Origin of the sequence: Pauljensenia sp. 20925_1_25 (assembly GCF_041433955.1) — a bacterium.
Classification (GTDB): domain Bacteria; phylum Actinomycetota; class Actinomycetes; order Actinomycetales; family Actinomycetaceae; genus Pauljensenia.
Window position 1 is genome coordinate 69,972 of record NZ_JAPWCL010000005.1, and the last position, 25,252, is coordinate 95,223.

A 25,252-nucleotide genomic window follows, 5' to 3' on the forward strand; every position below is an offset into this window, starting at 1 on the left:
TGATGTCGGAACAGCGGGCGGAGACCTCGGAGTACGGGTCAGAACATCCCGGGGATAATTTCTTCTGCTGTATTGGAGAACACCTCCTCCTGGACCGCGAGATACTCGCGCCAGGCCGAGGCATTCCATATTTCTGCTCGCGATCCCGCGCCGATGACGGCGAGTTCGCGATCCAGACCGGCGTACGCACGCAGATCTGCCGGGACGCTAATGCGTCCCTGTTTGTCAGGAACTTCCTTATAGGCTCCCGAGAGCATCACGCGGATCCAGTCGCGGGCCTGCTTGGAGGTCAGGGGGGCGCGACGCAGCTCCTCGGTCATACTCTCGAATTCCGCGGCGGGGAATGCATAGATGCAGTGCTCTTGTCCGCGAGTGAGGACAATCCCGCCCTGCATGTCTTCGCGAAATCGCGCGGGCAGAAACATGCGCCCTTTGTCGTCGAGCTTAGGTTCGTACGTACCAAGGAACATGTCACCCCCTCCCCTGTTCGGAACTTTCCCCCACTTTAACCCACTTCGCACCATATTTACAGGGAAAGGGGCGGCGTGGCGCTCAATACTTTGCACCTTTTTGGCGAGTTAGCAACGAAAATAGGCTGTGGAGAAAAGTGGGGAAATATATGACACATATCATGCCGCGCGTGACTGGAGTGATACAGCGCTAACAAACCCCAAAACTGATCTTTTGGGGATTATTCAGCTCTCGGGGACGAGGCCGAGGTTTAACGACAGGGAACTGAGCCATCTCGGGGTGGAAAGTGGAGAGGCCCCCGGGAACACAGTGGGGAGCAAGATGGAGCAGACCATGGAGCACAGTGGGGAGCGGGGTGGAGCGACCCCGGGGAGCACAGAGGGGAGCGGGGTGGGGAGGCCCCGCGGGACACGGCGGGGAGCAAGGTGGAGCTGCCCCGTAGAGCACAGTGGGGAGCGGGGTGGGGACTACTCCCCACGCAGCGCGAAGCGGGGGTGCGCGCCGCGCTCCCCCGCTCTTTCTTGCCGTGTCGGTCGACTCAGTCGTCGTTCTTACGGTCGTCCCAGCGACGCTCCTGATCCTGGATGAACGAATCCCAGCCACCGCTCTCGTTGTTCTTCTTCTGCTTGGGGGCACGGGAGCGGTCAGAGGACGCAGCCTCCGGGCGAGACAGCGCGTACAGGATCCCGGCGACGGTGAGGGCGAAGCCCGCGACGCCCAAGAGGATCGAGATGATCGAGTAGCCCAGCGAGACTGCGACGACCAGGACGACCATGCCCAGGACGGCCCCAGCAAAACCGAGAGCAATGCGACGAGGGGTCCTCTGTCCTCGGGCGGACTCGTTCTCATCTTCGTCGAGGGTCGGGGAAGACATCTGCGAGGCCAACGCGGGATCTTCCTCGCGCAGAGACGCTTCCATCTGCTCGAGGATCTTCTTCTCATACTCGGTGAGAGCCATTGCCTGCCCCTTTCGGACGATTACTGATTCAAGCTTAGCGTGCACCCGGTGCCTGCGACGAACCGGCTCACAGGAGCGTCCCCTGCTCGCCACTGCCCCGCGCGTCACCGCCCTGTCGGGCCGATGCCTCGGCACTGCGAGAACCCTGACCATCCTGCGCAGCGTCACCGCCGAACGAACGGCGAGCGGGAACCTGAGTGCCCAGAAGGGTCGCGGGTGCCAGGGCACCGGCACCGAACTTGGAGCGAATCTGATCCATCGCACGCTCGGAGGCCGCTGGTTTTTCGTCTCGGTCCAGGGTCACGGCGACGCCGTCGGAGCGGGACTGCAATCCCTCGACGCGCACGCCGAACAGGCGCACTCCCCCGATGGGCATGTCCTCTCGAGCAAACAGAGACTGCGCAGCGCGGGCGATATCGCGTCCGGTGTCGGTGGGTGCGACCAGGCTGATGCTGCGCGTGATCGTATGAAAGTCAGCGCCACGCATCTTGATACCGACGGTCCATCCGACGACCCCGCCGGAGCGCAGCCTGCGCGCACAGTCGTGGGAGGCAGCCAGGATGAACTGCTCGATCTGCGTCCGCGAGCGCACGTCGTCTTCGAAGGTGCGTTCCATGCCGACGGATTTTTCGGGGCGAGAGGTTGATACGGCGCGTGGGTCGATGCCCCAGGATAGGTCGTGGAGGTGGTGGGCTGATGCGACGCCGAGGAGTTTGGTGAGGCGGGTGATGGGTGTGTGGGCGAGGTCGCCGATGGTGTCGATGCCTTCTCGGTCGAGGATGGCACCGGTTCTGCCGCCGACTCCCCAGAGGGCTCCGACGGGGAGGCCGTGTAGGAACTCGACTGTCGCGTCCTTGGGGATGAGGAGGAGGCCGTCTGGTTTGGCGTGTGAGGAGGCGATTTTGGCGACGGATTTGGTGGCGGCGATGCCCACGGATGCGGGGAGGCCGACGGCCTCGCGGATGCGGGTGCGGATGAGGCGGGCGATGTGGGTGGGTGAGCCGAGACGACGGCGTGAACCGGCTACGTCGAGGAATGCTTCGTCGATGGAGACTTGTTCGAGGGCGGGCGTGATTGTCGCGAGGATCCCCATGACCTGGTGGGAGTAGTGCCGGTAGAGGGCGTGGTTGCCGGGGATGAACGCGGCTGTGGGGCACAGGGCGCGGGCGCGTGAGGTGGGCATGCCGGCGCGTACGCCGAGGGCGCGGGCTTCGTAGGTGGCGGATGTGACGACGCCGCGGCCGGAGGTGCCGCCGACGACGATGGGGCGTCCGATCAGGGAGGGGTCTTCGCGCATCTCGACCTGTGCGAAGAAAGAGTCCATGTCGACGTGGAGGATCGGGGTGGCGGAGTCGTCGGATCCCCAGTCGCGTTTGGCGCGCGCGTCCCTGGGAGCGTTTGACATGTCACCTCCTGAAGCAGCGAGCGCAATCCCGTGGTTACAGTGTCCACCATGGCACGCTTATCTTCGTCACGCGACATCTCCTTCGAGACGGATGCCGGGGCGGCGCGAATCCGTTGGGATGGTCCGCGCGCGACATTGTTCTTGGACGGGGTTGAGTCTTCGGCGGTGGATACGTCGGATCCGACCTACCTGGAGTTTGAGTACATGCAGCACATGAGCGCGGTTGTGCGCGCCGTGTGGGGTGCGCAGGATCGTTTCCGTGCGCTGCACGTGGGTGGCGCGGCGTGTGCTCTGGCGTGCGCGTGGTCGGCCTCGTACCCGTCCTCCCGACACGTGGCCGTGGAGGTGGATCGGCTTTTGGCTGAGCAGGTGCGCGAGCATTTCCCGATCCCGAAGGCCCCGCAGGTGAAGATCCGCGTGGGTGATGGCCGCTCGGTCGTGGAGGCGACGCGCGAGGGGTCTTTCGATGTGATCGTGCGCGATGCGTTTGCTTCGGGTGTGACGCCTGCTCACCTGCGTACGCTCGAGTGCGCTCGGCTTGTTCGTCGCGCGTTGACGGGTAGGGGCGTGTACCTGGTGAATTGCGCGCATGGGGGCGCGGCTAACGCCCGCCAGGATGTGGCGGCACTGCAGGAGGTCTTTCCTTTCGTCGCCTCGATTCAGGATCCGAAGGTGGGCCGCAGCGGTCGGCGCGGCAATGTGGTTGCCGTGGCGTGCAATGAGGGTGTCGTGAACGTGGATGACATCGACCGGGCTCTGCGCATGCTGGCCTTGCCCGCGCGCATCACGAGGCCTCGCGAGCTGGAGCGTTGGGTGGCGGGATGCCCCGCACTCACGGACGAGCAGGTCAGCTATCCCCCGGCTCACTGACGAGGCCTGCCCCCGTTCGCCGGTCGGCGTCCCGGGCACGTGGAACCGTGGGCACGACGCGGGTGCTCAGGGGCACTGCCTGCGGTTGCCCTGACGCTCAGGCGCGATGACGCGGCGTGGCGGGGCCGGGGCCTTTGCCCTTGCGGCGAGCTTCGACGCGGGCGAGCACATCTTCGAGGGTGTCAGGCTTGGGAGGGGTCTCCGAGTCATCGACGAGGGACGCGCGCTGAACGGATTCCAGCTCTTCGGCCTTAGCGCGGGAGACCTGCGCCAGATAGGCCTCGATGACGTCGCCGATGTCCTTGGTGGACTTATCCTCATCCCGGGCTGCGGCAGGCGTAGCCATGCCGGCCAGCGGGATCGCGCCGTCCCCGCCGCTCCACGCATCGAAGTGTTCCTCGAGGTTGGAGACGGTGTGGGAAATCTCGGGGTTGGATTCGACGAGCTTCTCGATGTTCTCCTGGTCCTGCGCAGCGCCCTGTTCGAGGTCGCCAACGGGCAGGGACAGGTCCGCGAACTTCGCGAACGAGGTGAGCAGCGCCGAAGAGGCCGCCGGATAGCCGGTGTCCGACATGTAGTACGGGACGGCACCGAGCAGCGCGAGTCCGCCAATGCCTCGTTGACCCAGACGGATCTGCACGAAGGTGGACAGGGGCGCGGGGAACTGCATGTGGTTCGCAATCTTGGTTCCGCCCGAAGGCAGCAGGGAGGCATCGGTCGCCTGGACATGGACGGGGGTCGGCCGCGTGTGGGGTACGCCGGAGGGCACGCCGTGCAGCGAGAAAGTGATCTCGACGCCCGCGCGCTCGCAAATGTCGTTGATAGCGTTCGTGAAGGACTCCCAGTGTGAGTCCGGCTCGGCACCGTGCAGGACCAGGATCGGGTTACCCATGTCGTCCTCCACCAGGTCGAGGACGGTTTCGGGCATCACCATGTCCGGGGACGACACCCAGTCATTGACGGTCACGATCGGCCGGTGGGACCGATAGTCCATGAGCGCGTCGGCATCGAAGGTCGCAACGCGTTCATTGTGCAGGGAGCGCAGCATCTGCCCAATCGCCAGGCGTCCGGCGGCGCCTGCGTCAATCGCCCCATCGAAATGGATGAGGAGAATCTTGGCCTTCGCGCCTGCGGCGGGCCCGTCCTTGTAAAGGTCGGTCGCGGTGATGCTCACGTCATCCTCCTCATGCTCGATCTAGCGCCTCGTGTCTAACGTACCCGCGTGGCCCCCTTCGCGTCATGCGGGGACGCGTTTTGAGCTGGGGGCGTAGGGCAGCGATTCGAATATCGGCTGCTCACAGCATAACGACGAAAAGTGAGCGACAATAGAAGGCCACCAAAATCGAGGAGGACCCATGACTACGGGCGCACGCCAGCACTCACACGCGGATCTTCCGTTGCCCGAACAGGACTTCGTCGACGCCGCCTACGAGCGCCTGGACGCTCTGCGCGCTTCCTATCGGGACCGCCAGGGCCGCGTCCATTCGACGCACGGGGTCGGCAACGCGCAAGCCTGGACGGAGCGCGAGGCTCTGTCCGCGCATCTGGGTGAGATGGCGGCACGCCTCGAGGGCGTGGAGGAGCGTCTCGTGTTCGGCCGACTCGACATGGTGGACGCCTCGACGCGCCACGTGGGTCGCCTATCGCTGTCGCGTGAGGACGGCACTCCCCTGCTCGTGGACTGGCGCGCCCCAGCCGCGCGCCCTTTCTACCAGGCGACGTCGGCCGAACCAGACGGCGTCGTGCGTCGGCGCCACATTTCGACCCGGAACCGGCGCGTGACTGCCCTGGAGGACGAACTCCTCGACGCCTCGGGTGCCGAGGGCCTGGAACTGCAGGGCGAGGGTGCTCTCATGCACGCCCTGAGCGAGGCGCGCGACGGCCGTATGGGCGACATCGTCGCCACCATCCAGTCTGAGCAGGACCGCATCATCCGCGCCTCCGACAAAGGCCTCCTGGTCGTCCAGGGCGGCCCAGGCACCGGTAAGACTGCGGTCGCGCTGCACCGCATCGCCTACCTGCTGTACGCGCACCGCGAGCGCCTGGAGCGCTCGGGTGTCCTCCTGGTGGGGCCTTCGCGTCTGTTCCTGCGCTACATTGAGCAGGTTCTTCCGTCCCTGGGTGAAACCGGCGTCGTATCGGTGACGATGGGAGACCTCGTGCCGGGCGTGCACGCGCGTTCGTCTGAGGATGAGGCCGTGGCTCGGATTAAGGGACTGCCGGCGTGGGCGGCGATCATTAAGGAGGCGGTGCGTCAGCTCGCGAAGCTCCCCAAGGGGAATCAGGAGCTGCGCGTGTGGAACCGGACGGTGACGCTGACGCAAGCGGACGTCGAAGGGGCGCGTCGGCGCGCCAAGCGTTCGGGACGCCCGCACAACGTGGCGCGCGAGTTCTTCGCACGCGAACTCATGGACGTGCTGGCGCTGCGTCTGGCGCGCGAGGCCGGGGACGCGGACTCGGAAGGCCACGTCGATCCCGAGGTCAAGCGCTCGTGGCTCATCGAGATCCGTGACTCGGTGGATTGCCGCCGTGCAATCAACACGGCGTGGATGCCGACCAGCGCGCAGACGCTGCTGCGTCGCCTGTATGCCCGCCCGGAGGTGCTGGCGTCCGCGAATCGGCGTGCGAAGTCCCCCCTGCGGCCCGACGAGCTGGCACTCCTCGTGCGCCCGCGCTCGGCGCCTTGGACGATCTCGGATGTTCCGATCCTGGACGAGTGCGAGGAACTTCTGGGGCCCATGCCGACCACGTCGGCGCCCACGCAGAAGGCGGACGCGGCCGAGATCGAGCGTGCGCGCGCCGCGATTGAGGGGCAGAACCTCGGTGGCGGCATCGTCACCGCGCAGATGCTCGCCGAGCATACGGCCGTCCAGGAAACGTGGACTCCCCTGGCCGAGCGTGCGGCCAAGGATCGTGCGTGGGCGTACGGCCACATTGTGGTCGACGAGGCGCAGGAGCTCTCCCCCATGGCGTGGCGTGCGTTGCTGCGCCGCTGCCCGTCTCGCTCCTTCACGGTCGTCGGCGACCTCGATCAGCGCCGCGGCTCGAAACGTCCCGGCTCGTGGGAGAAGGCTCTGGGTCCCGCGGCCCGAGCCTTCGCCGCCGAGTACGCGCTCACCGTGTCGTACCGTACCCCCGCGACGCTCACGACCCTCGCTGAGGGCGTCGTGGCACGTGCGGGGGCACCCGTCCTCTACCCTATGACCGCTGTGCGCGACGTCGAGGGCTGTTACCGCGTCACCCACGTGGAGGCACCCGAGAATGCCACGGCCTCGTCCCGAAGCACCGATCCCCTGTGGGAGGCCGCGCGTCAGGCCCAGCGGATCGCCGAGGAACGCCTCGACCGTGAGGCGGGTGTCTCTCGCGGACGCGTCGCCATCATCGTCGGCGCGCAGCGCGCCCGCGCGTGGGGTGCCGACGTGGACGGGGAAACCGCCCTGTCCGAGCGCGTCGCTCTGCTGTCCGCCAATGCGTCGAAGGGACTCGAGTTTGACTCCGTCGTCCTCGTGGAACCCGGTGAGATCATGAGCGACGGCATCGGCGACCTGTTTGTCGCTCTCACGCGCGCCACCCACGACGTCCACGTCGTCCACGCCAGCCCGCTGCCCGCCGGCATGGAAGAGTGGTAATCAGTGACCACACAGTGACAACGGCACACTAACTGTGCTTTCATCTGCCATGATGGAGTCATGACACGAGCATTACTCTTGGAGAACCCTCACTCAATCGCCGACGATATCTTCGCGAAGTTTGGCATTGAGGTCACCCGCGTGACGGGTGCCCTGTCCGAGGACGACCTGATCGACGCGCTTGACGGCATCGACTACGTGGGTCTGCGCTCCAAGACCGAGGTCACCGAGCGCGTGCTGCGCGCTCGCCCGAACCTGAAGGCTATCGGCGCCTTCTGCATCGGCACCAACCAGATCGACCTGGCTACGGCCACCGAGATGGGCATCGCCGTGTTCAACGCCCCCTACTCCAACACGCGCTCCGTCGTCGAGCTGGCCATCGGCGAGATCATCGACCTGTCACGCCGCGTCACCGTCAAGAACTCGCGCCTGCACCGCGGCGTGTGGGACAAGAGCGCCGACGGCGCCCACGAGGTGCGCGGACACACTCTCGGCATCATCGGCTACGGCAACATCGGCACGCAGCTCTCCGTCCTCGCCGAGGCCATGGGCCTCAATGTCATCTTCTACGACGCCGCCGAGCGCCTCGCCCTGGGCAACGCCACACAGATGCCCACCATGGAGGCCGTGCTGCGCGAAGCCGACATCATCTCCGTGCACGTGGACGGCCAGGAGTCCAACACCAACCTGATCGGTCGCACCGAATTCGAGCTCATGAAGCCCGGCGCCCTGTTCATCAATCTCTCGCGCGGACACATCGTCGACGTGGACGCCCTGCACGCCGCACTCGTCTCCGGCCACCTCGGTGGTGCGGCCATTGACGTGTTCCCGGAGGAGCCACGCGCCAACGGCGACCCCTTCACGTCCCCCTTGGCCACCCTCGACAACGTCATCCTCACCCCCCACATCGGCGGGTCCACTGAGGAAGCGCAGTACGACATCGGCCGATTCGTCGCCGCGAAGATCGGCGAGTACCAAGCCAGCGGCTCAACCGACATGAGCGTCAACCTGCCGAACCTGACGATGAACATCGGCAAGCGCTCGCGCTACCGCGTGCGCCTCATCCACCGCAATGTGCCCGGCGTCATGGCACGCGTCAACCAGATCTTCGCCTCCTCCGAGGCCAACGTCGACGCGCAGATTCTGGCCACCATGGACGAGGTCGGCTACGTGCTCACCGACATCTCAGCGGGTCTGGGACGCGAGGCCCTCGAAGAGCTGAGCCACCTGCCCGAGACCATCCGACTGATTGCAACTCCGCTATAAAGACTGTCGTGTTCGTCGCGTTGCCAGCTGGTCAAATGCGGCCCTAACTTACGGTATCGTAGGGGCAGCATCACCGAAGGAGCACAGATGGATCTGACGTCACGGCTGCGAGCGTTCTACGCGCCCGGGGTCGCCTACGAAATCGCAACTCCGGATCAACCGATCCCAAACATGGTCCTGGAGGTCGCCTCCCGCTACCCCACTCGCGCAGCCATCGACTTTTTCGCCCGTCAGCTCAGCTACTCCGAGCTGGCCCAGGACATGCGTCGATGCGCGGGCGCGCTGCATCAGGCGGGCGTGCGCCCCGGCGACCGTGTCGCCCTCGTCATGCCGAATTGTCCTCAGCATGCGGTCGCCGTCCTCGGCACGATGCTACTGGGGGCCATCGTCGTCGAACACAACCCCCTGGCGCCCTCGGGCGAACTCCAGAACGAATACAAGCGCCACGGTGCCCGCGTCACCATCGCCTGGTCCAAGACCCTGGAAAAGCTCACCTTCCTCGGGCGAGGCCACACCACCTTCTCCGTGGACCTGGCCAGCGCACTACCCGCGGCCTCACGCCTGGCGCTCAAGCTGCCGTTGAAGGCGGCGCGCGAGAAACGCGATCAGCTCACTAGTCCTCGCCCGGCCTGGGCGCGCTCGTGGACGCGCGCGATGCGCGCCGCGAGGCCGTGGGAAGGTCCCTGCTCCTCCTCCGTGGAGGACATCGCCCTCCTCATCCACACCGGCGGCACGACGGGCGTACCGAAGGCGGCCGCACTCACGCACGCGAATCTACAAGCCAACGTGGAACAGTGCATTGCGTGGGTGTCCGTCCTCCACGAGGGTGCCGAGGTCTTCTACTGCATCCTCCCCCTCTTCCACGCCTTCGGTTTCACGGCGAGCTTCCTAGCTGGCCTGCGCCTGGGCGCGACCATCGCCATGTTCCCGAAGTTCGACACGACGCTCGTGCTCGCCGCCCAGCGCCGCCTGCCCTGCACGTTCTTCCTGGGCGTTCCCCCCATGTACGAACGCCTCCTAACAGCCGCCGAGGGCACGGATGCTGACCTGTCCTCGATCCACTTCTCCCTGTCCGGCGCGATGCCGTTGTCGGCACCGCTAGCCCAGAAATGGGAGGAGGCGACCGGCGGTCTCATGATCGAAGGTTATGGCATGACCGAGGCCTCTCCGGTCCTCCTCGGCTCGCCCTTGGCTTCCTCGCGCGCACGCGGGGCGCTCGGCCTGCCTTTCCCCTCCACGCGCGTGCGTATCGTCGATCCCGAGAATCCCACCCACGACGTTGCCGACGGCGACGTCGGCGAACTCATCGCATCGGGCCCTCAGGTCTTTTCCGGCTACTGGAATCAGGACGACGAAACCGCCGAAGTCTTCACGTCCGACGGCTGGCTGCGCACCGGCGACCTGGTCCAGGTGCGCGACGGTTTCATCTACATGGCGGACCGCCGCAAGGAGATGATCAATTCCTCCGGTTTCAACGTCTACCCCTCCCAGGTGGAGGACGCCGTGCGCTCCATGCCGGGCGTGGCCGACGTCGCCGCCGTCGGCGTGCCCGCTGGAGAGAGAGGTGAAGACGTTGTCGCCGCCATCGTTCTCGAGGCCGGCGCCTCGGTAACGCTCGCTGAGCTGCGCAAGTGGGCTGAAAAGTCTCTCGCCCACTACGCGTTGCCCCGCCAGATCGTCGTCATGAGCGAGCTGCCGCGCTCGCAGCTGGGCAAGGTCATGCGCAAAAAGGTACGCGAGCAGATCATGGGCGCGCAGGCCGCCGCGACCGAAGCAGTCGCCGGGGCACGCGAGGCCATGTCTGAAGCCATGGCCGGAGCACGCGACACGATGTCCGAAAAGGTCGCCGTCGTCCGCGAATCCATGTCCGAGGCCGTAGCCGGAGCGCGCGACACGATGTCCGAAAAGGTCGCCGTTGCCCGCGAATCCATGTCCGAGGCCGTAGCCGGGGCACGCGAATCGGTGGCCGAAGCGTCGAGCGAAGCCATGCGCCGCCTGACCACGACAACGAGCGGCCGCGCCAATCAGGACGAGAAGTAAGCTTCGTTCATCGCAGCACTGATGAGTCACCAGCAGGGCGTGGGGTGCGGGCGCTACTCGTCTCCGAGCAGCGCCTGCCCCGCAGTACGCTTGCGGCTAGCACGAGGCTTACGCGCCTTCTTCGAGGCCACCGGCGTCTGCTCAGGAGATGCACTCTCGCCCGCCTGCGAGCGTTCACGCAGCGCCTGAATGGCCTCCTCGAAGTCCTCGAGGGTGTCGAAGGCCCGGTACACGGAGGCGAAGCGCAGGTAGGCGATGACATCGAGGTCGCGCAAGAACGGCAAGATAGCCTTGCCAACCTCGTTCGTGGAGACGTTGGAGACACCGGTGGAGCGCAGCTGCTCCTCCACCTGCTGGGCGAGGATCGCGAGCTGATCGTCGGAGACGGGCCTGCCCTGGCATGCCTTTTTCACGCCGGACACGACCTTGTTGCGCGAGAAGGATTCGACCACACCGGAACGCTTCACCACCTGGAACGACGATGTCTCCAGAGTTGTGAAACGCTTCTTGCAGTGCGTGCACTCGCGACGGCGCCGGATCGAGGCACCGTCATCGGCGATGCGCGTATCGACGACGCGCGAGTCAGGGTTATGACAGAAAGGGCAGTGCACCCCTCAACGGTACACGCTCACCCCCTCCCCTGTCCCAGGAGTCCCAGGCTCACCCCTATCGAACCGGCACGACGACGCGCTGCCCGGGATGGATGGCACCACTGATGTCATTAAGACGTTCGATATCCGCGACAATCTCTTCGAGCGGACGCTCACTGCGAACGTTTTGCGCCATCGACCAAACGGAGTCCCCACTGACGGCAGCCTTAATGACGGTCGGACCGTCATAGGTATCGGGCTGGAGGGCCAGCCCCAGGATGCCCGCACCCACGGAGAGCGCGAGGGTAGCGAAAGTGCCTGCAACCATGCCCCGGCGCGAAGGCTTCTCAGGCCGACGAGGAGGCGCAGGAGGTCGCAGGAAAGCGGGATCGTCCGCCCGCTGCGCCTCGATGCGCCGTCGGACGGACGGGGCCGACGCAATGTCACGAACCGTCGCCAGGGGTGCATCCTGCGCCGGGCGTATCGGCGAGCGACGCGCGGGGAAGGAGACGGCAGGCGTGGGAGAGTACGAGACACTCATGACAACCTCCAAACAACAGTATCGAACATATGTTCGTCGAACACCTGTACGATAGCATGCACCGCCGCAAATGTCGAGACCCACTCGAACATATGTTTCATATTGCGTGTTGTCGGCTTAAAATTGACGTATCCAGTGGACGGCCACCCATGCACATCTGCGTCCACACCCACGAAGGAGGGACCATGAGCGAGCGAGCGATCAGTGAGCGACACCGCGCGATCCTGCACGTTATCAACGACAAGCTGACCTCCAGCGGTTTCCCTCCCTCTGTGCGAGAGATCGCATCCGCTGTCGGGCTGGCTTCACCCTCGACTGTCAAACACCACCTTGATGCTCTCGAATCCTCGGGCTACCTCGCGCGCGAACCCGGGCTGCCGCGCGCCCTCGACCTGACAGACAAGGCGCGACGCGCACTCGGCGTCGCTCTGCCTGGTCCGGCCTCGTCCCCCGTCGTGCCCATCGAAATTCCGATGTCCCACGTGGAGGAGGAGGGCAGCGCCATCCCGCTCGTCGGCCGCATTGCTGCGGGTTCTCCCATCACCGCCGAGCAGCACATCGAAGAGGTTTTCCGCCTGCCCACCTCCATGACGGGTCACGGCGACCTCTTCATGCTCGAAGTCTCCGGCCAATCCATGATCGACGCGGGTATCTTCGACGGAGACTACGTCGTCATCCGCGCCCAAAACGACGCCAGCAACGGTGAGTTCGTGGCAGCCATGATCGACGGCGAGGCCACCGTGAAAGAGCTGTCGATCACGGATGGACACGTGTGGCTGTTGCCCCACAACAAGGACTACTCCCCCATCCCCGGCGACGAGGCCACCATCCTCGGCAAGGTCGTCACCGTTATCCGATCCCTCTGATTCCCCGCTTATAGCAATGGTGCCGACCCCGCGGGGTCGGCACCATTGACGTCGTTATGACAGGATCAGAAGCCCAGGTCGCGGGCCACCTGGCGCAGACGCTCCGCCGAGGCGGTCAGGCCGTCACGCTCGTTGAGGGTCAGCGGCGGGTTCAGGACACGTCCGGCACCGTCGCGGCCCACGATGGTCGGGGCCGCCATGACGACGTCCGAAATGCCTTCCCAGTCCTCGAGCAGCGTCGAGATGGTCAGGACGCGCTGCTCGTCGCGCAGGACCGCGCCGGCGATGTTCGCGGCGGACAGGCCGATCGCGTAGTTGGTCGCGCCCTTGCCCTCGATGATCTTGTAGGCGCTCTGGACGACTTCCTGAGCGATGGAGTTGCGCAGTGCGGAGTCGAAGACGCCGCCGGACAGGGTCGGACCCCACTGGGAGAGCGGAACGTTGCCGATCTCGGCGCTGGACCACAGGGCGACCTCGGAGTCACCGTGCTCGCCGGCAACGTACGCGTGGATATTCTGGGTTGCCACGCCGGTCTCGCGCGAAACCAGGTAGCGCAGACGGGAGGTGTCGAGCACCGTGCCCGAACCGAAGACCTGGTTGCGGGGCAGGCCGGTCAGCTTCAGGGCCACGTAGGTGACGACATCCACCGGGTTGGTGACGAACATGAAACGGGCATCGGGTGCCACGTTCTGCAGGTTCGGAACGATCTTCTTCATGAGGTTGACGGTCGAGCCAGCCAGCTCTAGGCGGGACTGCCCGGGCTGCTGCTTCGCGCCGGCCGTCACGATGATGAGGTCGGAACCGCGAACGATTTCGACGTCATCGGAACCCTCAATGGATCCGGCGGGGGTGAACTGAATGCCGTGGGCCATGTCGAGGGCCTCGGCCTCGACCTTAGGCTTATTAATGTCCTGAAGGACGATTGAACGAGCGTCGCCGCGCATCGCACACGCGTAAGCGACGGCCGTACCAACGGCACCGGCACCGATGATGGCAATCTTCGAAGGACGTCCAGAGGACTTTGAGGGGTACAGGGTCTGCGCTTTGTTTTCCACGTGTCTCTCCTAGTGTGAGCAGGCGTTTCCCTTGCGACAGGTCACGGGACGCCTAATGGTTAATTTACACGACTTTTCACGTGTTGAAAACCACTTGCCACCTACTGGCCCTCTGCTTTGCTCAGACGCCGAAGCGCGCCGCGAACGACACGCGGGTCCGTGGTCGGCCACATCTGCGGAAGCGAGCGCATGATGAAGGATCCGTAGCGTTTTGTCACCACCCGAGGGTCGAGGATCGCGACGACGCCGCGGTCGGTCGTCGAGCGCAGGAGACGCCCTGTGCCCTGTGCCATCATGAGGGCGGCGTGGGTGAGGGACACGGACATGAAACCGTTGCCGCCGCGGCGCTCCACGTCCATTGATCGGGCGCGCGAGACCGGATCGTCGGGGCGCGGGAAGGGGATCTTGTCGATAACGACGAGGCGGCACGCCTCCCCGGCAACATCGACGCCCTGCCACAGGGACATGGTCCCCACCAGGCACGAGTCACGTTCGTCGCGGAAATGCTGGATCAGCTGGGCGAGGGTTTCTTCGCCCTGCAAGTAGACCGTCAGATCGGTTCGTTCGCGCAGCGCCTGAGCTCCGGCGTTCGCCCCGCGCCGCGAGGCGAAGAGAGCCAGCATCCCTCCGCCCGAGGCCTGGGCGAGGTCAACGAGTTCGTCGAGCAGTTGCTCGGAAGGACCGTCGCGCCCAGGTGGGGGCAGGTGGGTTGCCACGTATTGGATGCCCTGACGGGCGTGGTCGAAGGGAGAACCTACGTCAATGCCGTGCCAGGGTACGCCGGAAACCGCCATGCCGGTGGCGGCAGCCATGACGTCGAAGTTGCCACCGAGGGCCAGCGTCGCCGAGGTGAGGATCGCGCCCCGCTCGCCGATGCCGACGCCGCCGATTGCTGCGGACACGTCGAGGGGTCCCACCGTCAGCCGGGCGTTGTCGGACTCGTCCTTCGTGATGTAGGTGATCGACTGGTCGGGGTCGCGCCCCCACGCGTCGAGCGCGCCGATCAGCTCGTCGACGGCTGCGCGTGCCAGGAGCTTGGCGGCGGGTTCTCCCTGCGTCTCGGACACCTCGTGGCTGGCGCGGCGCGCGGCGTCGTCGAGGATGAGCATCGCGTCGACCAGCGCCCCCGGCCTGTACTCCAGCAAGCCCTCCTGCAGAGGTGCCATCGCAGCGCCCAGCCCGGCCCCAGCCTCGTCCAGGTCGGTGGAGTCGATGGACAGGTTCGAGCGCAGGGAGCGGGCCACGCGGCTCACGCGTGCCACCGTCAGGTCGGCCGCGGCCTGGGAGCGCACGCGGTCGGCCAGCTCGTGGGCCTCGTCGACGACGACGGCGTCGTACTCGCCGAAGAACTCGCCCTCGCCGCATGCGTTGATGCCAAAAAGGGAGTGATTCGTGACGACAACGTCGGCTTCAGATGCTTCCAATCGGGCCGCCTGGGCGAAGCATTCGTCGATGAGTGGGCAGTGTTTACCCAGGCACTCGGGCTTGGCGACCGACGCGTGATGCCAGGCACGATCCGAGACGCCGGGCACCAGGTCGTCACGGTCCCCCGTCGTGGTGTCACCGACCCACTCGCGGATACGCAGGATCTCCTTGCCGAGCTCACCCGTCGGGCCGACGCTCATGTCTCGATCATCGAACAGGGTTCCCTCGGTGGGATACCCGCCGTTCAGCTTGTGCAGGCACGCGTAGTTCGACCATCCCTTGAGCACCGCAACCTTCAGGCGCACACCCGTCGCCGAGGCGACCGCGTCGACGGCGACCGGCGCATCCTTGACCAGGATCTGACGCTGGAGAGCCAGCGTCGCCGTCGAAACGACCCCGCGCACTCCATTGGTCGCGCAGTGCGTCAACAGGGGCACGAGGTAGCCCAGCGACTTGCCCGTTCCCGTGCCCGCCTGGACCAGCAGGTGCTCGCGGTCCTCGAGCGCGGCGGCACCCTCAGCGACCATCGAGGCCTGTCCCTCGCGCGCGGTTCCGCCCATGCCGGCGACAACCGTGTCGAGGACACGGCACGAGGCCTCGACCAGGCCCTCGCTCACTGCCCGCTCCCCGCCGGGTCGCCCACTGTTCCACCCACCGCCTCACGGCCGATGAGCGCAGCCAAGGCCTCGTCGACGCGGGCCACGATCCGGGTTCCGGTCTCCACGTACTCCTCGCGGTCGACCTCGCCCTCCTCGTGGATGCGGTGGACGAGCGAACCCGCCGAATACGGCAGGATCACATCGATGGCCACGCGGGGCCGCGGCAGCATGTCCTCCAAGGCGGCGCGCAGCGCGTCCACGCCCCAGCCCGTGTGGGCGCTGAGCGGCACCGCGCCGGGGAACACCGTGCGCAGCAGGGCAATCTGCTCGGGCGAGGCCAGGTCCGCCTTATTCAGGGCGATCAACTCGGGGATGTCCGAGGTCCCCTCAATCGTATCGATAACCGCGCGCACGGCCTGCACCTGGGAGACAGGGTCGGGGTGCGCGGCGTCCACGACGTGCAGGATCACATCCGCCTGGCCGACCTCCTCCAGGGTCGAGCGGAAGGCCTCGACCAGCTGGGTGGGCAGATTGCGCACGAAGCCGACCGTGTCGGTGAGCGTGTACTCGCGCCCGTCGGCGGCGCGAGCCCGACGCACGGTCGGGTCGAGGGTCGCGAAGAGCGCGTCCTGGACGAGGACTCCCGCGTCCGTCAGACGGTTCAGCAGCGTCGACTTGCCAGCGTTCGTGTACCCGGCGATGGCCACCGATGGTACTGCCCCGCGACGACGCGAACCCCGCTGCGTGCGTCGGGCGGGTTCCATGCGCGCGATATCCGCGCGCAGCTTCGCCATACGCGTGCGGATACGGCGGCGATCCAGCTCGATCTTCGTCTCACCGGGACCCCTGGAACCGATACCCGCGCCGCCTGCGACGCGGCCACCGGCCTGACGGGACATGGACTCGCCCCAGCCGCGCAGACGCGGCAGCAGGTACTCAAGCTGGGCCAGCTCCACCTGCGCCTTACCCTCACGAGACTTGGCGTGCTGAGCAAAAATATCGAGGATGAGGGCGGTGCGATCAACGACCTTAGCGTCGACGACGTCTTCCAATCCGCGGCGCTGGGAGGGAGCCAGCTCCTCGTCAACGATGACGGTATCGGCCTCGACGCTGCGCACGATGTCAGCTAGCTCGCGTGCCTTGCCCGACCCCAGGTAGGTCGCCGGATCGGGCTTCATACGGCGCTGGATGATGCCGTCCAGGACACGCGAACCGGCGGTTTCCGCGAGCGCGGCCAGCTCGCGCAGCGAGTTTTCGGCTTCTTCTTCGCTCTGGGTGGTGCGCAGTCCCACGAGGACGACCTTTTCGAGTCGCACCTGGCGGTATTCGACCTCGGAGATGTCCTCACGGTCGGAGGCGCCCGTGTCGACGCGGCGCGTGCCTGCTCGGGCCTCGCGCTCGAGCGCTCCGGCGTCCCCCGAGTTGTCCTGACCTTCGGTGGAGGCGAGCGCCGTGCCCGAGCGCGCGAGGATGCGCGCGACGACGTCGTTGACGCGCTGGTCGCGTTCCTGCGCAGAAGCGGTCGATTCGGTGGGGGTCGTGTCCATGTCCGTCCTTCACGTGGGGGGCTTCCAGTGTCGCACGGAGGACCCTCATCTGCGCCTGCGCGCGCGGGCGCGATAGGCTTTCTTCCGTGGACGAACAGTACTTCACCGACTCTGCCCCCGCGAGCGCCGACGAGACTCACGTCATCGATGTGAGCGCGCGCGGCTTTGATCTGTCGATGCGCGTGTCCTCGCGCGTTTTTTCGGGTTCTAAGCTGGATCTGGGGACCCGTCAGCTGCTGTCGGTTGCGCCCGACCTGCCCGAGGATGGGACCTTCCTGGATCTGGGCTGCGGCTGGGGTCCGATCGCGACGGTTATGTCGTTGGAGGCACCACGAGCCGTGGTGTGGGCGGTCGACGTTAACTCGCGTGCTCTGGATCTGACGGCTCGTAACGCTCAGGCACATGGTGCTTCGGGCGTGCGCGTGCTCACAGCCGACGAGGCGCTGGCCGCCTCGGTCGAGTCCGACACGCGCTTCGATGTCATCTGGTCGAACCCGCCCGTGCGCATCGGCAAGGAGGCGATGCACCAGATGTTGGTGTCGTGGCTGGGCAGGCTTGCCCCCAGCGGCGTCGCCTACCTGGTCGTTCAGCGCAATCTGGGCGCGGATTCTCTCATCACGTGGCTGAATGGCCAGGGCTTTGAGGCCTCGAAGTTCGCGTCGAAGAAGGGCTACCGCATTATCGAGGTTCGGCCCGCCTGAGGGGTTCATTCCCCGTGACGAGGCCGTGGCCTCGCCTCGGGGAGCGTGTCCCCCGGGTTAGGACAGTCGGATGTCGGCGACGCGCGTGGCCGGACCCGTCAGAAACACGGAGGCGTCAGTGATGCGGGGGTTCTCCCCCGTCCAATCGATGACGCCGTCGAGGCCCACGCTCACCGTGCCGCCGGGGATGTCGACGACCCACTGGGTGGGGGCACCGGGGCCGCGTCGCAGAGCGGTGGCCAGGGCAGCCGCGCAGCATCCGGTACCGCACGCCTGGGTCTCCCCCACGCCGCGTTCGAGGACGCGCATCGCGATGTGTCCGGTGGCTTGTCCCGGCACGCTCAGGTCCACGACCAGCTCCAGGTTCGTGCCGGAGTGCGGCGCGGGATCATACGAGGGACGCGTGGCGGGCGGAATCAGGGAGACGTCAACAGTCGGCAGGAACACGTTGCGCAGGGTGTCCTGGTCCGCGAGTTCAACGACCGTGTGCGGGTTGGGCATATCCACCCAGATGCCGCCCAGGGTCCCCTCAATACCGGGGATACTCACCTCAATGGTCTCGCGCGCAGGTGAGGCGGCGGGACCCATGTCGACGCGGTAGCGCGCGCCCGCGCCCTCATCCTCAGCCTCAGGAGTCACACGCTTGATACCGCCGCGCGTCGCCACGTCCAACGTGGCACCCACAGGCAGGTCCACGAGGCCCTCGCGGCGCAGGTGATCGACGAAGACGCGCACGCCGTTACCGCACATTTCTGCCTTCGACCCGTCCGCGTTGCGGTAGTCCATGAACCACATTCCATCCCTCTCAACGGCCCGGATGAAGCCGTCCGCGCCAATCCCGAACGCGGGGGAACACAGAGTCGCAACCTCGGCCTCGCTGGGGTCATAGTCGTCGTAGCGGTCCGTGGCGACGACAAAAGAATTACCGGCACCGTGAGCCTTCACGACACGGGCGTGGGACGGCAGCTGCGAGTTCATCATGCCTCCACGGTAGCGCCCACGCCCTGGCCTCGCAGCCACGAACCGCGTTACGAGCGTCGCAGCGACGCCTCCGCCTCACGCTCGGCGAGCTCGACCACGTGGGCGGCCACGGCCTCGTCCGAGGCGAACTCCTCCACGTCCAGCCAATGTACGCGCGGGTCCGGGCGCAGCCACTTGACCTGGCGACGGGCCAACTGACGGGTCGCCTGCGCGATGGATTCCACGGCCTCGTCCTCGCTCATGGTTCCATCGATGACCGCGAGCGCCTGCGCGTAGCCTGTCGCTCGGGACGCGGTCTTCGCTTCGCGCAGGCCGACATCGATGAGCGCGCGAACTTCCTCGATGAGTCCGCCGTCCATCATGGCGCGCGTGCGCAGCGCGATGCGCTCGTCAAGCTCCTCCATCGGTCGGCGCAGCGCCACCATGAGGGCGGGGGTCACGAATTCATGGCGGGGCATGGACGCCGAATAGGGACGCCCCGTCAGCTCGATGACCTCCAGGGCACGCACGATCCTGCGCGCATTGTGCGGGTCGATGCGCTCGGCCGACACGGGGTCTAGAGCCTTCAGACGCTCGTGCATGCCGCGCGACCCCAACGGACCAGCAGCTTCCTCCTCCAGGCGGGTACGCAGGAGCGGGTCCGTCCCCGGGAACTCGATGACATCCAGGAGGGCGCGCTGATACAGGCCCGAACCGCCCGCGACCACCGCGACGCCTCCGCGCGCGTGAATACCGGCCACGTCCGCGCGCGCATGCTTCTGATAGGCGGCCACCGAGGCTTCGTCGCGCACCTCCAGCACGTCGATCTGGTGGTGGGCAATCCCTCGACGTTCCTCGACCGGCGTCTTCGCTGTGCCCACGTCCATACCCCGGTAGAGCTGCAGCGCGTCAGCGGAGACAATTTCGCCCGCCCCGGGCGCACCCAGTGCTCCGGGCAGGCGACAGGCCAACTCCAGGGCCAGGTCCGACTTGCCCGAGGCCGTGGGTCCCACCACCGCGCAGACGAGGTTCGACGCACACGTCACAGAAGATTCCATGCCCACCAGTGTACGGGTGCCTCCCCCCGATACCACCCAAGTACGGCTAGGCTTAGCACCATGAGCACAACAGATACTCCCCCGGTCACCCTCGACCGGATCATTGAAGCCGTCGAGGCCGTGGGACTCATCCCCTTCGTGTCCTCCACGGGACAGGTCGCGGCGATTCTGCCTAACCGCACCGTGCGCATCGCGGCACCCGAGGGCCGCCCCGCGCAAGGCGTCGCCGACTACCCGCGTTTCTTCGACCCCGCCCACGCCGATGTGATTGCCTCCGCGGTCCGCCGACTCAACGCCTCCACCTACCTGCCCAAGGTCACCTCCACCACCACAGATTCCGGCGCTATCGCCATCCAGATGCAGCACACCTTCAACTGGGTTGTCGGCGCGTCCGACGCCCAGGTCAAGGCGGAGGTCCACCAGTTCATCATGGCTGCCATCTCCATGATGAACCAGCTCGACATCATGTTTACCGACCAGTGGGCTAAGGAGGCCGACAATGCCTGAGTGGAAGAGCTTCACCTTCGGCGAGGACGGGGAGGCGACCCTCGCCTCCGAGCAGAGCGCCCCCGATGCCGCTGCGCCCACCAAGTCTGCGATGGAACCCGATGAGTACGCCGCCAAGTGGGGCACCGAGGTTTCCAAGGTCACCATCGAGCGTATCTCCAAGGTCCTTGACGGCGACGGACTGCCGCACGGTTCCAACGAGTTCATCGTCGCCACCCAGCTCAACGACGTGCCCCTCCAGATTCACCGTGAACCCGCCGACGCCCCCTGGCTACAGGTCGAAACGCGGATCGTGCCCCCGGGCGAGGGCCACACGGAGGTCTCCCTGCAGGAGATCGCGAACCGCTGGAACGTCGGGCACCTCCAGCCCACCGTCTTCCCCGTCGAGGATGGCGACAACTGGATCCTCGTGGCTGCCTCCCGATTCTTCGTCGGCGAAGGCCTGTCAGATCGCCAGATTCACGCGATGGCGCGCCGCGGCCTCATCATCGGCCTGCAGGCCGCCGAGGAGCTGCCCTCCTACTTCGAGGGGTCCGAGGCCTCGGCGCAGTAAGCGGACACACCCTCTTCGTGCATCCACACAACAGTGCCCCGTTCCTCCTTGCCGGAGGAGCGGGGCACTCTCGGTGAGTGTGCGCCGACTACATGCGACGGCGCAGCGTGAACCGCCTGCGCGGCGGGGGCCACGGGTCGCATAGGGGGCTCGAATCGACCCGCACTACCGAGAGTGCTCCCGTATGTCGGCCGCCTCAACATCGTGACGACCGCCACGACTCAAAGGTAACGCTGCGACGCTCGTCTCATGTGAGTTTCAGATGGGACATTTTCCCGATTTTCTCCCCAAAATCGTGGGCAAATGTGCAGCGCACCACGACGACGAAGGCGCTCCCCGCACCTTCTCTCCCATCGATGCAGGTCAGCCCGGATGACGCGTCATCCGGGCGGTGACCGATCACAACACGAGAGTCAGCGCGAGGCACCCACGCGTAGCGTCGGAATACCAAGCGATACAGCAGTGTCGGGTTCCGGCGACGCCTGACGGGCCTGCCACACGTCACCGGCGCGCGTACGGCGCACCTCGAAGAGGCCACCCTGAGCACCAGAATCAGCAATCAGGTGGTGCGGAGCGCCATAGGTCACCGTCGCACGAATCATGTCGCCAGGACGGGGACGGTCGGCCTCAGCGAGGCCCTCGGGCAGTGCGACGTGCACGAGGCGATTATCACGAGCACGACCCGACATACGATGGGTCGTACCATCCTTACGGCCGTCCCCCTCGGACACGAGGATTTCGACCTCGGTACCCGCCAACGCTGCGTTGTCTTCAGCGCAGATACGCTCCTGAAGCCTCACGAGACGCTGGTAGCGCTCGAGAGCAACGTCATCGGGAACCTGGTCCTCGCGGTCGGCAGCGGGCGTACCCGGGCGACGCGAGTACAGGAAGGTAAAGGCCGACGTGAAACGCGCCTGTTCCACGACGTCCAGGGTCGCCTGGAAGTCCTCTTCCGTCTCACCGGGGAAGCCCACGATGATATCGGTCGTGATGGCGGCCTCAGGAATCGCGGCGCGCACACGGTCCAGAATGCCCATGAAACGCTCGCGGCGGTAGGAGCGACGCATCTGGCGCAGCACGGCGTCAGAACCCGACTGGAGCGGCATGTGCAGACTCGGCATCACCGTAGGCGTCTCCGCCATCGCCGCGATGACGTCGTCCGTGAAGGCGGCAGGGTGAGGCGAGGTGAAACGCACGCGCTCGATGCCCTCCACGCGACCGACGGCCCGCAGCAGGTCAGCAAACGCACCGCGCTCACCAAAGCCCACGCCGTAGGAGTTCACGTTCTGCCCCAGCAGCGTCACCTCAATGGCCCCCTGCGAGGCGACAGCCTCGACCTCAGCCAGGATGTCGCCAGGGCGACGATCGCGTTCCTTGCCGCGCAGGTGGGGCACGATGCAGAACGTGCACGTGTTGTTGCACCCCACCGAGATCGACACCCACGCCGCGAACGCGCTCTCGCGGTGGGTAGGCAGCGTCGAGGGGAAGACCTTGAGTGATTCCTCGATTTCGACGGCGGCCTTGCGATTATGTTCGGCGCGGCGCAGCAGCGCCGGGAGCACATCGATGTTGTGGGTCCCAAAGACAGCGTCCACCCACGGAGCCTTGGAGACGATGCCGTCGCGCATCTGCTGGGCCAGGCATCCGCCGACCGCAATCTGCATGCCCGGGCGCTCGCGCTTGACGGCGGCCAACTGCCCGAGGTTGCCGAACAGGCGGGTCGCGGCGTTTTCACGCACCGAGCAGGTGTTGATGACGATAACGTCTGCACCCATGTCGCCCGCGTCGGTCGCGCGAGCGGCGGCCTCGGGGACGGTGTCAACAGGGACGAGGCCGGCCTGCTCCAGCAGACCCGCCATACGCTCGGAATCGTGTTCGTTCATCTGGCAGCCGAGCGTCCGCACCGCATAGGTGCGAGGCAGGGCATTTACCTGCGGTGTCGTCGTATTCATCGCACAACAGTCTAGTCGTGCTCGCGGCCACCAGAGGAGTCGAGCACGTCACGCAACAGCGCCAAAGCCGCGTCGATGGCTCCGATACGCACGCGGGCTCGATCCCCCTCCAGGTGCACCAACCTGTGCTCCGTCCCGCCCTCGTGCGCGCACGCAACGTGAACGGTGCCGGCAGGGAAACCATCGGCGGGGCCGGGACCGGCTACACCCGTCGTCGACAGGCCGATGGCAGCACCGAACAGGACGCGAGCGCCCTCAGCCATCTGCCTGGCCACCTGCTCGTCCACTGGACCGGTTTGATCGAGGCGCGCGCGAGAGACCCCCAAAACCGAGGCCTTCGTATCCACCGCGTAAGTACACGCCCCTCCGCGCACGACGTGGGATGCGCCAGGCACATCAACCATGCGGGCAACGAGGCCCCCTCCGGTCAGTGACTCTGCGGTCGCAACCGTCAGTCCACGGCGCGTCATCTGCCCGATCAGGTCCGTCACCTGTGCGTCATCCATTCTCAGGACACCTCCCAGCCCCAGCCTTCGTCATCGTCCGAGCTACCAGCATGCCATTCATCCAGGGCATCGCGCACCGCATTGGAGGCCACGGATGGGGAATAGCCTTTGCGCGCCAGCATCGAGCACAAGCGCCGGTACGCGCTCTGCCGAGGAACACCCGCCAGTGATCGACGCTTGCGCGCCACGAGCTGGGCGGCCCTCTCGGCCTCGTCATCACGGCTGATCTGGGACAGTGCTCGCTCGATGATGCCCGGTTCCACCCCCTTACGCACGAGCACCTCACGCAAAGCGCGGCCCGATGCCCCGGTGCCTGAAAAGCGCGAGCGCACCAGAGCATCGGCATAGGCCTGGTCATCGACCAGGCCCACAGCTTCAAGCCGATCAACGACCTGGAGGGCCAGATCGGCACTAAAACCGCGCCCCTCAATGGCACTGGTCAGTTCCGCGCGCGAACAGGCGCGCGCATCTAGCTTCCGCAGCGCGACCTCACGCGCTGCCTCGATGGCGGCTGAACCCGTCAGGGCGGCGTTACGTTCGCGGACGCGGGCCAGCCGCTGCCCCGGGGAGGAGCGGTGGCGTCGCTCCTCCCCCAGCTCCGGATGATCCTCCGGATCCAGATAGCGGACCACGACTCAGAAGCCCGCATCCTCGTCCGGGTCAACCGCAGGTGCCTTCTTGGACCCCTTCTCCTTCTCCGGCTCCGGTTCCTCGGCAATGCCGAGCGCGATCAGGATCTTCTGCTCGATCTCGTTAGCCAGCTCGGGGTTATCCACCAGGAACTGGCGCACATTCTCCTTACCCTGACCCAGTTGGTCATCCCCGTAGGTGAACCAGGAGCCGGACTTGCGCACGATGCCGGCTTCGACACCCATGTCAATGATCGAGCCTTCGCGCGAAATGCCCTTGCCGTAGACGATGTCGAATTCAGCCTGCTTGAAAGGCGGGGCCATCTTGTTCTTGACCACCTTGGCGCGCGTACGGTTTCCGACAGGCGCTCCTGCTTCCTTGAGAGTTTCGATGCGACGCACGTCGATGCGCACCGAGGCGTAGAACTTCAGGGCCTTACCGCCGGTCGTGGTCTCCGGGGAACCGAAAAACACGCCGATCTTTTCACGCAGCTGGTTGATGAAGATCGCGGTCGTGCCGGTCGCCGAGAGGGCACCCGTGATCTTACGCAGGGCCTGACTCATGAGGCGGGCCTGCAGGCCCACGTGGGAGTCGCCCATCTCGCCCTCAATTTCTGCCTTGGGCACCAGGGCCGCGACCGAGTCGATGACGATAATGTCGATGCCGCCCGAGCGGATCAGCATGTCGGCAATTTCGAGGGCCTGCTCGCCCGTGTCGGGCTGAGAGACCAGCAGGGAATCGGTGTCCACGCCCAGGGCGCGAGCGTAGACGGGGTCGAGCGCGTGCTCAGCGTCGATGAAGGCCGCGTTGCCGCCGGCCTTCTGGGCGTTCGCAACGGCGTGCAGAGCAACCGTGGTTTTACCGGAGGATTCGGGACCGTAGACCTCAATGACACGCCCGCGGGGTAGGCCACCGATGCCGAGCGCGACATCGAGAGCAAGAGAGCCGGTGGGGATCACCTGAACGGGAGGACGATTGTCGTCACCCAAGCGCATCACGGATCCCTTGCCGAATTGCTTATCAATCTGCGACAGGGCGACTTCGAGCGCCTTGTTGCGGTCGTTCGTGACGGTCTTTGCCGCGGGTGCCTTACGGGCTGCCATGATGGTCCTTTCGTTCTGCG

General features: G+C 66.1%; 23 protein-coding genes. 8 read left to right on the forward strand and 15 right to left on the reverse strand.

What is annotated here, in order from left to right:
• Window positions 1–38: 38 nt before the first annotated feature.
• The 3 genes from mraZ to dinB all read right to left on the reverse strand — a co-directional run bounded on the left by mraZ (window position 39) and on the right by dinB (window position 2,834).
• The gene (gene mraZ, locus O3932_RS03720; protein ID WP_034505352.1) at window positions 39–470 is read right to left on the reverse strand and encodes a division/cell wall cluster transcriptional repressor MraZ; all 432 of its coding nucleotides are present in this window, start codon (window positions 468–470) and stop codon (window positions 39–41) included.
• 539 nt (window positions 471–1,009) lie between these two features.
• On the reverse strand, window positions 1,010–1,429 hold the full coding sequence (locus O3932_RS03725; protein WP_371536326.1) for a DUF3040 domain-containing protein: 420 nt from the start codon (window positions 1,427–1,429) through the stop codon (window positions 1,010–1,012).
• A gap of 67 nt (window positions 1,430–1,496) precedes the next feature.
• The gene (dinB, locus tag O3932_RS03730; RefSeq protein ID WP_371536328.1) at window positions 1,497–2,834 is read right to left on the reverse strand and encodes a DNA polymerase IV; all 1,338 of its coding nucleotides are present in this window, start codon (window positions 2,832–2,834) and stop codon (window positions 1,497–1,499) included.
• 48 nt (window positions 2,835–2,882) lie between these two features.
• Between dinB and O3932_RS03735 the strand changes: the two genes are divergently transcribed.
• The gene (locus tag O3932_RS03735; RefSeq protein ID WP_371536331.1) at window positions 2,883–3,704 is read left to right on the forward strand and encodes a spermidine synthase; all 822 of its coding nucleotides are present in this window, start codon (window positions 2,883–2,885) and stop codon (window positions 3,702–3,704) included.
• 97 nt (window positions 3,705–3,801) lie between these two features.
• Here the strand turns inward: O3932_RS03735 and O3932_RS03740 are convergent, their stop codons facing one another.
• The gene (locus O3932_RS03740; protein WP_009648711.1) at window positions 3,802–4,878 is read right to left on the reverse strand and encodes a PAC2 family protein; all 1,077 of its coding nucleotides are present in this window, start codon (window positions 4,876–4,878) and stop codon (window positions 3,802–3,804) included.
• 181 nt (window positions 4,879–5,059) lie between these two features.
• On the opposite strand from O3932_RS03740, the gene O3932_RS03745 reads away from it, so the two are divergent.
• The 3 genes from O3932_RS03745 to O3932_RS03755 all read left to right on the forward strand — a co-directional run bounded on the left by O3932_RS03745 (window position 5,060) and on the right by O3932_RS03755 (window position 10,639).
• Window positions 5,060–7,333 (forward strand): AAA family ATPase, encoded by a 2,274-nt coding sequence (locus O3932_RS03745; protein WP_371536334.1) that lies wholly within the window; start codon window positions 5,060–5,062, stop codon window positions 7,331–7,333.
• Between the two features lie 60 nt (window positions 7,334–7,393).
• Entirely contained in the window at window positions 7,394–8,599 is a 1,206-nt protein-coding gene (serA, locus tag O3932_RS03750) for a phosphoglycerate dehydrogenase (RefSeq protein WP_299239009.1), read from the forward strand.
• A gap of 87 nt (window positions 8,600–8,686) precedes the next feature.
• A complete protein-coding gene (locus tag O3932_RS03755; protein WP_371536336.1) occupies window positions 8,687–10,639 on the forward strand; it encodes an AMP-binding protein in 1,953 nt (650 codons plus the stop codon).
• Between the two features lie 53 nt (window positions 10,640–10,692).
• Here the strand turns inward: O3932_RS03755 and nrdR are convergent, their stop codons facing one another.
• Together nrdR and O3932_RS03765 are read right to left on the reverse strand one after the other, a co-directional pair.
• Entirely contained in the window at window positions 10,693–11,250 is a 558-nt protein-coding gene (gene nrdR, locus O3932_RS03760; RefSeq protein WP_314567039.1) for a transcriptional regulator NrdR, read from the reverse strand.
• A 55-nt stretch (window positions 11,251–11,305) separates the two neighbouring features.
• Window positions 11,306–11,770, reverse strand: a complete 465-nt coding sequence (locus O3932_RS03765) for a LysM peptidoglycan-binding domain-containing protein (protein WP_371536339.1) — start codon at window positions 11,768–11,770, stop codon at window positions 11,306–11,308.
• Window positions 11,771–11,955: 185 nt separating this feature from the next.
• Between O3932_RS03765 and lexA the strand changes: the two genes are divergently transcribed.
• Window positions 11,956–12,636: a transcriptional repressor LexA gene (gene lexA / locus O3932_RS03770; RefSeq protein WP_371536343.1), complete on the forward strand. Its 681-nt coding sequence runs from the start codon at window positions 11,956–11,958 to the stop codon at window positions 12,634–12,636.
• Between the two features lie 65 nt (window positions 12,637–12,701).
• Here lexA and O3932_RS03775 read toward each other — a convergent pair whose 3' ends face one another.
• The 3 genes from O3932_RS03775 to hflX all read right to left on the reverse strand — a co-directional run bounded on the left by O3932_RS03775 (window position 12,702) and on the right by hflX (window position 17,262).
• Window positions 12,702–13,691 carry an L-lactate dehydrogenase gene (locus O3932_RS03775; RefSeq protein WP_009648713.1) on the reverse strand — a complete coding sequence of 330 codons (990 nt, stop codon included), beginning with the start codon at window positions 13,689–13,691 and terminating at the stop codon, window positions 12,702–12,704.
• A 101-nt stretch (window positions 13,692–13,792) separates the two neighbouring features.
• On the reverse strand, window positions 13,793–15,733 hold the full coding sequence (locus O3932_RS03780; RefSeq protein WP_371536346.1) for an ATP-dependent DNA helicase: 1,941 nt from the start codon (window positions 15,731–15,733) through the stop codon (window positions 13,793–13,795).
• Complete coding sequence (gene hflX, locus O3932_RS03785; protein ID WP_371536348.1) at window positions 15,730–17,262, reverse strand: GTPase HflX; 1,533 nt, start codon at window positions 17,260–17,262, stop codon at window positions 15,730–15,732. Before hflX ends, O3932_RS03780 begins: the two co-directional genes overlap by 4 nt.
• 86 nt (window positions 17,263–17,348) lie before the next feature.
• Between hflX and O3932_RS03790 the strand changes: the two genes are divergently transcribed.
• Window positions 17,349–17,963, forward strand: a complete 615-nt coding sequence (locus O3932_RS03790; protein WP_371536351.1) for a class I SAM-dependent methyltransferase — start codon at window positions 17,349–17,351, stop codon at window positions 17,961–17,963.
• Between the two features lie 57 nt (window positions 17,964–18,020).
• Here the strand turns inward: O3932_RS03790 and dapF are convergent, their stop codons facing one another.
• Both dapF and miaA read right to left on the reverse strand, forming a co-directional pair.
• Complete coding sequence (gene dapF / locus O3932_RS03795) at window positions 18,021–18,944, reverse strand: diaminopimelate epimerase (protein WP_371536354.1); 924 nt, start codon at window positions 18,942–18,944, stop codon at window positions 18,021–18,023.
• A 47-nt stretch (window positions 18,945–18,991) separates the two neighbouring features.
• Entirely contained in the window at window positions 18,992–19,981 is a 990-nt protein-coding gene (miaA, locus tag O3932_RS03800) for a tRNA (adenosine(37)-N6)-dimethylallyltransferase MiaA (protein WP_299238993.1), read from the reverse strand.
• A 60-nt stretch (window positions 19,982–20,041) separates the two neighbouring features.
• On the opposite strand from miaA, the gene O3932_RS03805 reads away from it, so the two are divergent.
• Window positions 20,042–20,488: a histidine kinase gene (locus O3932_RS03805; protein WP_009648703.1), complete on the forward strand. Its 447-nt coding sequence runs from the start codon at window positions 20,042–20,044 to the stop codon at window positions 20,486–20,488.
• Window positions 20,481–21,041 carry a histidine kinase gene (locus O3932_RS03810; RefSeq protein WP_371536356.1) on the forward strand — a complete coding sequence of 187 codons (561 nt, stop codon included), beginning with the start codon at window positions 20,481–20,483 and terminating at the stop codon, window positions 21,039–21,041. Before O3932_RS03805 ends, O3932_RS03810 begins: the two co-directional genes overlap by 8 nt.
• A 413-nt stretch (window positions 21,042–21,454) precedes the next feature.
• On the opposite strand, the gene miaB is transcribed toward O3932_RS03810, so the two are convergent.
• The 4 genes from miaB to recA are packed head-to-tail and all read right to left on the reverse strand — an operon-like array spanning window position 21,455 to window position 25,232.
• Complete coding sequence (gene miaB / locus O3932_RS03815) at window positions 21,455–22,993, reverse strand: tRNA (N6-isopentenyl adenosine(37)-C2)-methylthiotransferase MiaB (protein WP_371536358.1); 1,539 nt, start codon at window positions 22,991–22,993, stop codon at window positions 21,455–21,457.
• An 11-nt stretch (window positions 22,994–23,004) separates the two neighbouring features.
• Window positions 23,005–23,499, reverse strand: coding sequence for a nicotinamide-nucleotide amidohydrolase family protein (locus tag O3932_RS03820; protein WP_296503966.1), 495 nt, complete (start codon window positions 23,497–23,499; stop codon window positions 23,005–23,007).
• Between the two features lie 2 nt (window positions 23,500–23,501).
• Window positions 23,502–24,131 (reverse strand): regulatory protein RecX, encoded by a 630-nt coding sequence (locus tag O3932_RS03825; RefSeq protein WP_371536360.1) that lies wholly within the window; start codon window positions 24,129–24,131, stop codon window positions 23,502–23,504.
• A 3-nt stretch (window positions 24,132–24,134) separates the two neighbouring features.
• Complete coding sequence (recA, locus tag O3932_RS03830) at window positions 24,135–25,232, reverse strand: recombinase RecA (protein WP_296503962.1); 1,098 nt, start codon at window positions 25,230–25,232, stop codon at window positions 24,135–24,137.
• Window positions 25,233–25,252 lie beyond the last annotated feature (20 nt).